This is a genomic window from Pseudomonas sp. GM60, assembly GCF_000282415.1.
In the GTDB taxonomy this organism is placed as follows: domain Bacteria; phylum Pseudomonadota; class Gammaproteobacteria; order Pseudomonadales; family Pseudomonadaceae; genus Aquipseudomonas; species Aquipseudomonas migulae.
This window is the reverse complement of record NZ_AKJI01000025.1, coordinates 1-12,025: the sequence shown is the minus strand read 5'-3', so window position 1 is coordinate 12,025 and position 12,025 is coordinate 1. Positions and strand designations below refer to the sequence as shown.

Annotated in this window: 10 protein-coding genes; 7 read left to right on the top strand and 3 right to left on the bottom strand. The window is 61.4% G+C overall.

The window, feature by feature from the left end; all coding sequences use genetic code 11:
- The first annotated feature begins 72 nt into the window (after window positions 1–72).
- Window positions 73–2,358, top strand: coding sequence for a primary-amine oxidase (gene tynA / locus PMI32_RS25110; RefSeq protein ID WP_008025287.1), 2,286 nt, complete (start codon window positions 73–75; stop codon window positions 2,356–2,358).
- 181 nt (window positions 2,359–2,539) lie between these two features.
- Here tynA and feaR read toward each other — a convergent pair whose 3' ends face one another.
- The 3 genes from feaR to paaY all read right to left on the bottom strand — a co-directional run bounded on the left by feaR (window position 2,540) and on the right by paaY (window position 5,221).
- Window positions 2,540–3,454 (bottom strand): transcriptional regulator FeaR, encoded by a 915-nt coding sequence (gene feaR, locus PMI32_RS25115; RefSeq protein WP_008025285.1) that lies wholly within the window; start codon window positions 3,452–3,454, stop codon window positions 2,540–2,542.
- A gap of 86 nt (window positions 3,455–3,540) precedes the next feature.
- Window positions 3,541–4,464: a phenylacetic acid degradation operon negative regulatory protein PaaX gene (gene paaX / locus PMI32_RS25120; protein WP_008025283.1), complete on the bottom strand. Its 924-nt coding sequence runs from the start codon at window positions 4,462–4,464 to the stop codon at window positions 3,541–3,543.
- A 160-nt stretch (window positions 4,465–4,624) separates the two neighbouring features.
- Window positions 4,625–5,221, bottom strand: a complete 597-nt coding sequence (gene paaY / locus PMI32_RS25125) for a phenylacetic acid degradation protein PaaY (RefSeq protein WP_008025280.1) — start codon at window positions 5,219–5,221, stop codon at window positions 4,625–4,627.
- Between the two features lie 359 nt (window positions 5,222–5,580).
- Here paaY and paaF point away from each other — a divergent pair, with 359 nt between their 5' ends.
- The 6 genes from paaF to paaK all read left to right on the top strand — a co-directional run bounded on the left by paaF (window position 5,581) and on the right by paaK (window position 11,788).
- A complete protein-coding gene (gene paaF / locus PMI32_RS25130; protein WP_008025279.1) occupies window positions 5,581–6,354 on the top strand; it encodes a 2,3-dehydroadipyl-CoA hydratase PaaF in 774 nt (257 codons plus the stop codon).
- Window positions 6,355–6,404: 50 nt separating this feature from the next.
- Complete coding sequence (gene paaG / locus PMI32_RS25135) at window positions 6,405–7,196, top strand: 2-(1,2-epoxy-1,2-dihydrophenyl)acetyl-CoA isomerase PaaG (RefSeq protein ID WP_008025277.1); 792 nt, start codon at window positions 6,405–6,407, stop codon at window positions 7,194–7,196.
- A gap of 3 nt (window positions 7,197–7,199) precedes the next feature.
- The gene (gene paaH, locus PMI32_RS25140; RefSeq protein WP_008025276.1) at window positions 7,200–8,717 is read left to right on the top strand and encodes a 3-hydroxyacyl-CoA dehydrogenase PaaH; all 1,518 of its coding nucleotides are present in this window, start codon (window positions 7,200–7,202) and stop codon (window positions 8,715–8,717) included.
- Window positions 8,710–9,159, top strand: coding sequence for a hydroxyphenylacetyl-CoA thioesterase PaaI (gene paaI, locus PMI32_RS25145; RefSeq protein WP_008025274.1), 450 nt, complete (start codon window positions 8,710–8,712; stop codon window positions 9,157–9,159). Before paaH ends, paaI begins: the two co-directional genes overlap by 8 nt.
- Window positions 9,152–10,363 (top strand): 3-oxoadipyl-CoA thiolase, encoded by a 1,212-nt coding sequence (gene pcaF, locus PMI32_RS25150; protein ID WP_008025273.1) that lies wholly within the window; start codon window positions 9,152–9,154, stop codon window positions 10,361–10,363. The genes paaI and pcaF overlap by 8 nt, the downstream gene beginning before the upstream one ends.
- 99 nt (window positions 10,364–10,462) lie before the next feature.
- Window positions 10,463–11,788 (top strand): phenylacetate--CoA ligase PaaK, encoded by a 1,326-nt coding sequence (gene paaK / locus PMI32_RS25155; protein ID WP_008025272.1) that lies wholly within the window; start codon window positions 10,463–10,465, stop codon window positions 11,786–11,788.
- Window positions 11,789–12,025 lie beyond the last annotated feature (237 nt).

Genomic DNA, 12,025 nt, shown 5'->3' with positions numbered 1-12,025 from the left:
AAAAGAAGCTAGCCACAAGCTGTAGCAAAGTGCAGTCATGCCAGTCACCGGCGTTCGTCCAGGAATTCAGACATGTTCACCTCCTTTGCCTCACTGAAAAGAAAACCCCTCGCCCGCCTCGCGCTGGCCATCAGCCTTGGCACGCTTGGCCTGCCTTACTGGGCGGGCACCGCTCAGGCCCATGGCGGGCACGCCGAGATGGTGCCGCTGCAAGCGGGCCTGGAGGAGTTTGGTGCCACGGTGAAATGGGACGACTACGCCGACCTGTTCGTGATTGCCAAGGACGGCGTTTTTCTCAAGGTCAAACCGGGCAGCAAGGTTGCCATGCTCAACGGCAAACGGATGGAGCTGAGTGTGCCGGTGGTGTTCAAGGGCAAGACTGCCTTCATGTCCAAGGACTTCATCAATCAGGTGTTCCAGTCCGGCCTGGACAAGACCTTTGTCGTCGAGACGCGCCCTAACCCGCTCAACCCGCTGAGCGCGGATGAGATCAAGACCGCTGTCGAGATCATCAAGCAATCGGAGCACTACAAACCCGGTTTCCGTTTCACCGAAGTCTCAGTCAACGAGCCACCGAAGGATCAGGTGTGGAATTTCGTCTACAGCGGGCAAAACGTCGCCCAACCGCGCCAGGCCAACATTGTGGTGCTCGACGGCAAGCATGTGGTTGAAGGCCTGGTCGATCTCGACAGCAAGACGCTCAAGTCGTGGAAGCCGATCGAAGGCGCCCACGGTATGGTTCTGCTGGATGACTTCGCGACGGTGCAATCGGCGATTGAAGCGAGCCCCGAGTATGCGCAGGCGCTGACCAAACGCGGTATCAGCGATGTGAAGAAGGTGGTGGCCACGCCGTTGACGGTCGGTTACTTCGACGGCAAGGACGGGCTGGCGCAGGACAAGCGTCTGCTGAAAATCGTCAGCTATCTGAATACCGGTGACGGCAACTACTGGGCGCACCCGATCGAGGGGCTGGTGGCGATTGTCGATCTGGAGCAGAAGAAACTGATCAAGATCGAAGACGACGCAGTCATTCCGGTGCCGATGAAATCGACGCCGTACGACGGACGCGGGCGCAAGGGCACGTCGGTCAAGCCGCTGGAAATCATCGAGCCCGAAGGCAAAAACTACACCATCTCCGGCAACAGCATTCACTGGCAGAACTGGGACTTCCACGTTCGCCTCGACTCGCGGGTCGGCCCGATCCTGTCCACCGTCACTTATGACGACAAGGGCAAGAAACGCAAAATCATGTACGAAGGCTCGCTGGGCGGCATGATCGTGCCTTACGGCGATCCGGATGGCGGCTGGTACTTCAAGGCCTATCTAGACTCGGGTGATTACGGCATGGGCACGCTGACCTCGCCGATTGCGCGCGGTAAAGATGCTCCGGAAAACGCCGTGCTGCTGGACGCCACCATTGCCGACTACACCGGCGCCCCGACTTCGATTCCCCGCGCCATGGCGGTGTTCGAGCGCTACGCCGGCCCGGAATACAAACACCAGGAAATGGGCCAGCCCAACCTCAGCACCGAGCGTCGTGAACTGGTGGTGCGCTGGATCAGCACCGTCGGCAACTACGACTACATTTTCGACTGGGTCTTCCAGCAAAACGGCACCATTGGCATCGACGCTGGCGCCACCGGTATCGAAGCGGTCAAGGGCGTGAAATCGAAAACCATGCACGAAGCCACGGCCAAGGAAGACACGCGTTACGGCACGCTGCTGGACCACAACATCGTCGGCACCACGCACCAGCACATCTACAACTTCCGCCTGGACATGGACGTGGACGGTGAGAACAACTCGCTGGTGGAAGTGAACCCGGTGGTTGCCCCGAACGACCGTGGCGGACCGCGCACCAGCACGATGCAGACCGAAACCAAAGTCGTCGGCACCGAGCAGCAAGCCGCGCAGAAATTCGACCCCTCGACTGTTCGCCTGCTGACCAATACCAGCAAGGAAAACAAAGTCGGCAACCCGGTTTCCTATCAGTTGATTCCGTACGCCGGCGGTACGCACCCGGTGGCCAAGGGTGCCAATTTCGGCAAGGACGAATGGCTCTATCACCGCTTGAGTTTCATGGACAAACAGCTGTGGGTGACGCGCTACAACCCGGAAGAGAAATATCCGGAAGGCAAGTACCCGAACCGCTCGGACAAGGATGCAGGGCTTGGACAGTTCACCCACGACAACCAGTCCATTGAAAACAGCGATGACGTGGTCTGGCTGACCACCGGCACCACGCACATCGCCCGTGCGGAGGAATGGCCGATCATGCCGACCGAGTGGGTGCATGTGCTGTTGAAGCCGTGGAATTTCTTCGATGAGACGCCGACGTTGAACCTCAACGCAAAGTAGGAGCCCGGCTTGCTGGCGATGGCGATCTCACGGCCGCCATCGCCGGCAAGCCTGCTCCTACAGATCGCAGGGATGCTCCGGATTGTGGGTTGGCATAAACCTGTAGGAGCCCGGCTTGCCGGCGATGGCGATCTCATAGCCGCCATCGCCGGCAAGCCGGGCTCCTACAAAAGCAATTCGGTCAGGCGTGTTTTTTGCGGTACTCACCGGGCGAAATGCCGAAGCGCGATTTGAACGCGGTGGAAAAGTAGCTCGAATCGGAAAAGCCCCACGAATACCCCAGCACCGACAACTTCTGCTCGGTACGTGTTTGGCGCAGGGACTCCGCGCACAAATCCAGGCGCCGATTCTTGATGTACCGCGCCACCACCAATCCCTTCTTGGCAAACATCCGGTACAAACCACGCGTCGACATTCCCACCTCGCGCGCCAGCCATTCGGGGCAGAGGTCTTCCGAGCGGATGTGCTCATCGATGAAGCCCAGGGTCTTGCGAAAGAGGCGCTCATGCACGTCCGCGCATGCTTCGCTGTGGCTGATGGCCGGGCGCAGCAGGCTGACAATCGCCTCCAGCGTCGCTTCGCTTTCTGCCTGGCTCAGGCATTGCTGGTGCGTGGCGTCCAGAATCAAACGGTGCGAAAGCATCGCGATGGGGGATGTCGCGGCGATCCGGTGACCGCACTGGACCGGATTGAAGCGCAGGGTTTGCTCGACCAGTTGCGACGGCAGAATCAATGACAGCTGCCGGGAGTTTTCACTGTAGGTAAAGTCGCTGGGGCGCGAGGCGTCGATCAGCGTGATATCCCCGGCCGACAGCAACACCTTGCTGTCGCCCTGAGCCATGCCGGCGCTGCCATCGAGCTGAAACACCGCAAAGTATTTACCGTCCTCGCCCGCCGCCACTTCGTGAGGCGTGCGGTACAGCCGTGCCTGGCGGGCATCGACAAAACTGAGCTTCAGCGCGCCGTCCTGGTGCTCGCGGATCTGTCCGGCAAACTCATCGCCCAGAGGTTGCGCATTGAAGGCGCCACAGATCTGGTTGATCTGATGAATCCACTGATCGAAGCCATCACGGCGCTGTGCAATTGAAGAAATCATGTCGGGCCTCACGCAGGCTTGTTTTTATTATCTACGCCAATCCACGGGTTCTCCTGAACAGTGCCGCTCCTACGGAAACAGACGGGTTACTTAAGCCCGCCAAAGCGCCGATAAAAGCTTTCGCCCACGTCCGGCAACGGACCATCGGCGGTTTCCAGTGCAGTGTTCAACCACTCTTCGGCCTTGGCGTAGATCAGCCGGTAAATGTTGCGGCACAACTGGCGGGCGGCGCGTCCTTCCCAATCGCCGGGCAACAACTCGTCCGGTAATTGCGGGTCACGCAGCAGCAGTTTGCGGTACTCGTGAATAAGCAGGACCCGTGCCAGGAAGCAGTCCGACGGTTGCAGGTTTTCCTGCTCGCGAAGCGCTTGCCAGAGCGGTCGGAACAGTTGGATGAACTCGCTGTAATGGGCCGCCAGTTCCTCGATGTTCCAGCTCTCGCGCACCTGCAAACGCAGGGCCTTGGAGGCAAGCACGTCTTGTGCGGTGGTTTCGAAGACGATGGTGTCTTCCTGGGCACCCAGGTCGAGCAAGGTCGCGTTGACGTCGGCCCGATCACTGCGCGGGCAGGCCAGCACGGCGGGCGATATCGCACCAAAACCTTGCCACTCCAGTTCTTCGCGCACTTGTTTGCGCTTGTCCTGGGTCAGTTGCGTAAGCATCACCAGGCACCACGAACCGTCCCAGGCCGGAACGGTGGAGCTGTAGACCCGCTTGAAAGCTTTGTCGAAACGCCGACGACCGGCACCGGTCAGGCTGTAGTAGCTGCGGCGCCCGACTTTTTCGGCGGTCAGCCAGCCTTCCTTGGTCAGGCGAAAAATCGAGGTGCGGATCAGCCGTTCATTGATGCCGATGGGCTCGAGCAACTGAATCAGGCTGCCCAGCCACACCGTGCCGCCGTGGGGTTCGATGGCATCCCCATACAGCGTGATGATCAAGGAACTGGCGCGGATCGGCGTCTGCTCCTGGAAGCGGGTAATCAGATGGTTCAAGGGTGTCAGGGACGACATGGGCGTACCGAGCTGAAAAAAGAAAGGAATATACCGAATGTCCGCCGGTTAATTGCAAATCCCTGTAGGAGCGAAGCTTGCTCGCGAAGGTGTGTCAGCTAAAGGGCTGTCGACTGACACACCTTCGCGAGCAAGCTTCGCTCCTACAGGGGAACAACTTTCACAGAGAACTGCCCTTGGGCCGCAGGCCGCTGTCGCTGATACGCGGGCGGTCGGGTTCCGGTTCGGTCAGCGGCTCGCAGATTTGCATCTGCTCAAGGCAACGCTTGGCCAGTTGCTGATATTCACGAGTGCCCGCCTGCTTCCACGACACCTCTTCATCGCTGAGGCTGCGCTTGACGCTGGCCGGCGCGCCCATGATCAGCGACTGCTCGGGGCCTTCGAAACCGGCCTTGACGAAGGCCGCCGCCGAGACGAATGAACGGGCACCGATGCGTGCATTGTCCATCACCACCGCATTCATCCCCACCAACGCGTCGGCGCCAATCCGGCAGCCGTGCAACACCGCGCCATGACCAATATGGCCGTTGCGTTCGACCACGGTGTCGCTGTCCGGAAAACCGTGCATCACGCAGGTGTCCTGCAGATTGGCGCCCTCCTCCAGCACGATCCGGCCGAAGTCACCACGCAGACTCGCCAGCGGACCAACGTAGCAATGGGGACCGATGATCACGTCGCCGATCAGCACGGCGGACGGGTGAACGTAAGCGCTGGGGTCAACCACCGGAGTCAGGCCATCGAGGCTGTAGCAGGTCATGGGGCGTTTCCTTATAGAGCATTCACAAAGCGATGCCGATGCAGACTCATTTTGTATCACATCACTTTTACATTAACAAAGCACAAAAACCGTATCACTTACAAAGCCACTGGCCCACCGCGTCTATTTAGACGACGAAACCCCGACTAAAACCAGTAAAACAGGCGTATCCAGCGCTTTATCAAAGCCATTCAAACCAAAGCCATAAAACCACAAACCCGACGATAGGACACATTAAATCTATTTTTATATTGCATTTACGTATCACGTTATAGGTATACTCCGGCAAAACCGGCCTACGCGCCGATCCAATAATGAGCCGGCATTACAGCCGAGCGTGCACCGTGAGGGCATCCGCCATGCCTCTAACCCTTGCTGTCGAACTCTTCGAACCGGGCGTCCGCCTGATTACCTTGCAGCGTCCGCAAGCGTTGAATGCCCTGACCACCCAATTGCTGGGTGAACTGGCGGACGAACTGACGGCCGCGCAAGCCGATGCCGAGACCCGCGTCGTGGTCCTGACCGGTAGCCGCAAAGCCTTCGCGGCCGGCGCCGACATCAAGGAAATGGCCGAGCGCAATCTGGTCGGCATCCTCGACGACCCGCGCCAGGCGTCGTGGCAAACCATCACCCGCTTCAACAAACCGCTGATCGCCGCCGTCAACGGCTTCGCCCTCGGCGGTGGCTGCGAACTGGCGATGCACGCCGACATCATCATCGCCGGCGAGGACGCACGTTTCGGCCAGCCGGAAATCAACCTCGGGATCATGCCCGGCGCCGGCGGCACCCAACGTTTGCTGCGCGCCGTTGGCAAATCCATGGCCATGCAGATGGTCCTGACCGGCGAGCCGATCGACGCCCGCCAGGCCCTGCGCGCCGGGCTGGTCAGCGAAGTTACCCAACCGGAATTCACCGTCGAGCGTGCGCTGCAGATCGCCCGCAGCATTGCCACGAAAGCACCGCTGGCGGTGCGCCTGGCCAAGGAAGCGCTGCTCAAGGCGATGGACACCGACCTCGCCAGCGGCCTGCGTTTCGAGCGCCACGCCTTCACCGTGCTGGCCGGCACCCGCGACCGTGACGAAGGCATCGCGGCCTTTCAGCAAAAGCGCACGCCGACCTTCACTGGCCAGTAATCCGGCCATCGATAACGAATTCGAACGACCTCCCAGAGAACGCCAAGACCATGAACTTCGAACACATCCTGTTTTCCATCGAGGCCGGCGTTGCCCTGCTGAGCCTCAATCGCCCGGACCAACTCAACAGCTTCAACACGCAGATGCACGGCGAAGTGAAGGAAGCGCTCAAGCTGGTTCGGCAGAACCCGGACGTGCGCGTACTGCTGCTGACCGCTGAAGGTCGCGGTTTCTGCGCCGGGCAAGACCTCAGCGACCGCAATGTCGCGCCGGGCAGCGCCGTGCCGGATCTGGGCGAGTCCATCGAGAAGTTCTACAACCCGCTGATCCGCCAGTTGCGCGACCTGCCGCTGCCGGTGATCTGCGCGGTCAACGGCGTGGCGGCCGGCGCCGGCGCCAACATTCCACTGGCTTGCGATCTGGTATTGGCAGCGCGCTCAGCGAGCTTCATCCAGGCCTTCTGCAAGATCGGTTTGATCCCGGATTCCGGCGGCACCTGGACCTTGCCGCGCCTGGTCGGCATGGCCCGCGCCAAGGCGCTGGCCTTGCTCGGCAATCGCCTGAGCGCCGAGCAAGCCGAGCAATGGGGGCTGATCTACCGCGTGGTGGATGACGCCGAATTGCGCAATGAAGCCCTGACCCTCGCCCGCCATCTGGCCACGCAACCGACATACGGTTTGGCCCTGATCAAACGCAGCCTCAACGCCAGCCTGAGCAACACCTTCGACGAACAGCTGGAGTTGGAAAAAGACCTGCAACGCCTGGCCGGGCGCAGCGAGGATTACCGTGAAGGCGTCAGCGCCTTCATGGAAAAACGCAGCCCAAGTTTCAAGGGGCGCTGAGTCATGACCGCACTGAACACTAACGCGCGCATCGCGGTGATCGGCGCCGGGGCCATGGGCGCAGGCATTGCCCAGGTCGCGGCGCAGGCCGGTCATCCGGTGTTGCTGCTGGACAATCGCCCCGGCGCTGCGGCCCAGGCCATTGAAGGCATTGATCGACAACTGGGCAAACGGGTCGAGAACGGCAAATTGTCCGCCGAGTCGCGCAGCGCAACGATTGCGCGCCTGCACGCCGTGGAGGCCATCGAAGCGCTGGCCGAGTGCGAGTTGATCATCGAAGCCATCGTCGAAAACCTTGAGGTCAAACGCGCGCTCTTTCGCCAGCTGGAAGGCATCTGCGGCGAGCACTGCATTCTGGCGAGCAACACTTCGTCGCTGTCGATCACCAGCATCGCCGCGCAGCTGAACCATCCGCAACGTTTGCTCGGCTTGCACTTCTTCAACCCGGCGCCGGTCATGGCGCTGGTGGAAATCGTTTCCGGGCTGGCCAGCGATCCGGCGTTGGCCGAGTGTCTGTACGACACCGCCAAAGCCTGGGGCAAAAAACCCGTACACACCCGCTCGACACCGGGTTTTATCGTCAACCGCGTCGCCCGCCCGTTCTACGCCGAAAGCCTGCGCCTGCTGCAGGAAGACGCGGCGGATTGCCCGACGCTGGATGCGCTGATGCGCGAGGCCGGTGGTTTTGCGATGGGCGCCTTCGAGCTGACCGACCTGATCGGCCATGACGTCAACTATGCCGTGACCTGTTCGGTGTTTGATGCCTATTACGGGGACACACGTTTCCTGCCTTCGCTGATTCAGAAGGAATTGGTCGACGCCGGGCGCCTGGGTCGTAAGAGCGGCCATGGTTTCTACCGTTATGCCGAAGGCTCCGAGCGACCACAGCCGACCTCTATCAGCAGCGATCACCCGGTTGAAACCTGCGTCGTGGAAGGTGATCTCGGCATCGCCAACGCGTTGATTGCGCGTCTGCGCGAACATCAGATCAACGTCATTCAGCGCGATGGCCAAGGCCTGTTGAAAGTCGGCGATGCGGTGCTGGCGCTTACCGACGGGCGCATGGCCTGTCAGCGGGCGAAAGAAGACGGGCTGCGCAATCTGATCCTGCTGGACCTGGCCTTCGACTACGGCAAGGCCAGCCGCATCGCCATCAGTTGCTCGGCAGACATCTCCCCTTCGGCACTCGAACACGGCGTCGCACTGCTGCAACGCGCTGGATTCACCGTCAGTCAACTCAGCGACAGCCCGGCGCTCGCAGTGTTGCGCACGGTGGCGATGCTCGCCAACGAAGCCGCTGACGCCGTGCTGCAAGGCGTGGCCTCGGCCGCCGACATCGATCTGGCGATGCGCGCCGGGGTCAATTACCCGCAAGGCCCGCTGGCCTGGGCCGACGCCATTGGCCTCGCGCACATCCTCAACGTGCTGGAAAACCTGCAAACGAGCTACGGCGAACAACGCTATCGACCGTCGCTGCTGTTGCGCCGTCGCGTCGCTGAAGGGAGGACGTTCCATGACTAATCACGAAGCAATGAACCTGGCCAGCAACTGCGCGCAAACGATGTTCAAGCGCGATGCCGCGAGCCAGGCCATGGGCATGCGCCTGCTCTCGGCGGCACCGGGCTGCGCCCGCGTCGGCATGAGCGTGCGCGCCGACATGATTCAGGGTCACGGCACCTGCCACGGCGGCTACCTGTTCGCCCTCGCCGACTCGGCGTTTGCCTTTGCCTGCAACAGCTACAACGAAGCCACCGTGGCCATCGGTTGCAGCATCGACTACATCGCCCCGGCACGCCTGGGCGACACCTTGACCGCCGATTGCACCGAGCAGAGCCGCTCCGGTCGCACCGGCAACTACGACGTGCGCATTGAAAACCAACTGGGCCAGCTGATCGCGCTGTTCCATGGCAAATCCTACAAAGTGCGCGGCGCTGTGCTCGCGCAGGAGACCCCGAATGAATGACGCCTTGATCATCGACGCCGTGCGGACCCCGATCGGCCGCTACGCTGGTGCGTTGAGCAGCGTACGCGCCGACGACCTCGGTGCAGTGCCGTTGCGCGAACTGCTGCGCCGCCACCCGCAGGTCAACTGGAATGCCGTGGATGATGTGATCTACGGCTGTGCCAACCAGGCCGGCGAAGACAACCGCAACGTCGCGCGCATGTCGGCGCTGTTGGCCGGGTTGCCGGTCAGCGTGCCGGGCACCACGCTCAACCGCTTGTGCGGTTCCGGGCTGGATGCCATCGGCACCGCAGCGCGGGCGATTCGTTGCGGCGAGGCCGGACTGATGCTGGTCGGCGGCGTCGAATCGATGTCCCGCGCGCCGTTGGTCATGGGCAAGGCTGAACAGGCCTTCTCCCGGGATGCGCAGGTCTACGACACCACCATCGGCTGGCGCTTCGTCAATCCGCTGATGAAAAAAACCTACGGCATCGACTCGATGCCGGAAACCGCCGAGAACGTCGCCGAGCAGTTCAACATCTCCCGCGCCGACCAGGACGCCTTTGCCCTGCGCAGCCAGCAGCGCGCCGGCGCAGCCCAGGCCAGTGGGCGACTGGCCAGGGAAATCGTCGCGGTGGAAATCCCGCAGCGCAAAGGCCCGGCCAAAGTCGTCGAGCATGACGAACACCCCCGCGGCGACACCACGCTTGAGCAGTTGCAGAAACTCGGCACGCCGTTTCGCGAAGGTGGCAGCGTCACCGCCGGCAATGCCTCCGGGGTCAATGACGGCGCTTGCGCGCTGTTGCTGGCCAGCCCGGCGGTCGCCAAACGCCACGGCCTGAAGGCTCGCGGCCGGGTTGTGGCCATGGCCACTGCCGGCGTCGAGCCGCGCATCATGGGCATCGGCCCGGTGCCAGCGACGCGCAAGGTGCTGGAACTGGCCAACCTGAGCCTCGCCGACATGGACGTGATCGAACTCAACGAAGCCTTCGCCGCGCAAGGCCTGGCGGTGTTGCGCGAACTGGGTTTGAGCGACACCGACCCGCGGGTCAACCCGAATGGCGGCGCCATCGCCCTCGGCCACCCATTGGGCATGAGCGGTGCGCGGCTGGTGACCACCGCCCTGCACGAACTGGAAGAACGTCAGGGCCGCTACGCCTTGTGCACCATGTGCATCGGCGTCGGCCAGGGCATTGCGCTGATCATTGAGCGCTTGTCCGACTAAAGAATCGCGATTCCCGGGGAGCCTAGAGGTATCCTTGGGGCATGCACTCAAAGCCCGGCTGCGGCCGGGCTGAAACACAAAAATAATTCGAGTGAAGTTATGAACATGCCAATTGCCAAAGCCGTGCTTGATCCCGTGCTGGACCCGCTGGAAACCGCCAGCATTGACGAACTCCGTCAGCACCAGCTGGAACGCCTGCGCTGGAGCCTCAACCACGCCTACAAAAACGTGCCGCTGTACCGTCAGCGCTTTGATGCACTGGGCGTGCACCCGGATGACATCAAGTCCCTGGAAGACCTGGCGAAGTTTCCGTTCACCACCAAATCCGACCTGCGCGACAACTACCCCTACGGCATGTTTGCCGTGCCGATGCAGGACGTGGTGCGCCTGCACGCATCCAGCGGCACCACCGGCAAACCGACCGTCGTCGGTTACACGCAGAACGACATCGACACCTGGGCCAATGTGGTCGCGCGCTCGATCCGCGCAGCCGGTGGCCGACGTGGCGACAAAGTGCACATTTCCTATGGCTACGGCCTGTTCACCGGCGGCCTCGGCGCGCACTACGGTGCCGAACGCCTGGGTTGCACGGTGATTCCGATGTCCGGCGGGCAGACTGAAAAGCAAGTGCAACTGATCAAGGATTTCCAGCCGGACATCATCATGGTCACGCCGTCGTACATGCTCAACATCGCCGATGAAATCGAGCGCCAGGGCATCGACCCGCACAAACTGGCCCTGCGCCTGGGCATCTTCGGTGCCGAGCCGTGGACCGGCGAACTGCGCAGCGCCATCGAGAACCGTTTGGGCATCACTGCACTGGACATCTACGGCCTCTCGGAAATCATGGGGCCGGGCGTCGCCATGGAATGCGCCGAAACCAAGGACGGCCCGACGATCTGGGAAGACCACTTCTACCCGGAAATCATCGACCCGGTCACCGGTGAAGTGCTGCCGGACGGGCAGATGGGCGAACTGGTGTTCACGTCCCTGAGCAAGGAAGCCTTGCCGATGATCCGCTACCGCACCCGCGACCTGACGCGCTTGCTGCCGGGGACTGCGCGGCCGATGCGGCGGATCGACAAGATCACCGGGCGTAGCGATGACATGTTGATCATTCGCGGGGTTAACGTGTTTCCGACGCAGATCGAGGAGCAGGTGCTAAAAATCAAACAGCTTTCAGAGTGTTATGAGATTCATCTGTATCGCAACGGGAACCTGGACAGCGTGGATGTGCATGTCGAGTTGAAGGCTGAGCACCAGCACTTGAGCGATGAGCAGCAGAGGGCTGTTTGTGGCGAGTTGAGCAAGCACATCAAGACGTATATCGGGATCAGTTCGCGGATTGTTTTGCAGCCTCTGCATTCGATCAAGCGCTCTGAGGGCAAGGCTTGTCACGTAATGGACAAACGCCCGAAAGCATGACTGCTGCACCCTTTAAGCCCCGCTTTTGCGGGGCTTTTTTTTGGGTGTACGCGCACGAATCCTGTGGGGGCGAGCCTGCTCGCGAAGGCTTTACAGGCAACCCGACTCTCGCGGATGTACACGGTCCTTGTAGGAGCCGGCTTGCCGGCGATGGCTATATGAGGGTGTACATATCCATTCCTGCGGTAACGGCCGCTAATGGTTTCGCCCTTACGGCGAGTCACTTGGAAGAGCCCC

What these genes read in the sequence shown, in the direction of transcription:
- paaX (WP_008025283.1), bottom strand. Translation starts at nt 4,464, where the DNA reads ATGTCGTCCCTGACACCCTTGAACCATCTGATTACCCGCTTCCAGGAG.
- paaY (WP_008025280.1), bottom strand. Translation starts at nt 5,221, where the DNA reads ATGACCTGCTACAGCCTCGATGGCCTGACTCCGGTGGTTGACCCCAGC.
- paaH (WP_008025276.1), top strand. Translation starts at nt 7,200, where the DNA reads ATGACCGCACTGAACACTAACGCGCGCATCGCGGTGATCGGCGCCGGG.
- paaF (WP_008025279.1), top strand. Translation starts at nt 5,581, where the DNA reads ATGCCTCTAACCCTTGCTGTCGAACTCTTCGAACCGGGCGTCCGCCTG.
- paaI (WP_008025274.1), top strand. Translation starts at nt 8,710, where the DNA reads ATGACTAATCACGAAGCAATGAACCTGGCCAGCAACTGCGCGCAAACG.
- feaR (WP_008025285.1), bottom strand. Translation starts at nt 3,454, where the DNA reads ATGATTTCTTCAATTGCACAGCGCCGTGATGGCTTCGATCAGTGGATT.
- paaK (WP_008025272.1), top strand. Translation starts at nt 10,463, where the DNA reads ATGAACATGCCAATTGCCAAAGCCGTGCTTGATCCCGTGCTGGACCCG.
- paaG (WP_008025277.1), top strand. Translation starts at nt 6,405, where the DNA reads ATGAACTTCGAACACATCCTGTTTTCCATCGAGGCCGGCGTTGCCCTG.
- tynA (WP_008025287.1), top strand. Translation starts at nt 73, where the DNA reads ATGTTCACCTCCTTTGCCTCACTGAAAAGAAAACCCCTCGCCCGCCTC.
- pcaF (WP_008025273.1), top strand. Translation starts at nt 9,152, where the DNA reads ATGAATGACGCCTTGATCATCGACGCCGTGCGGACCCCGATCGGCCGC.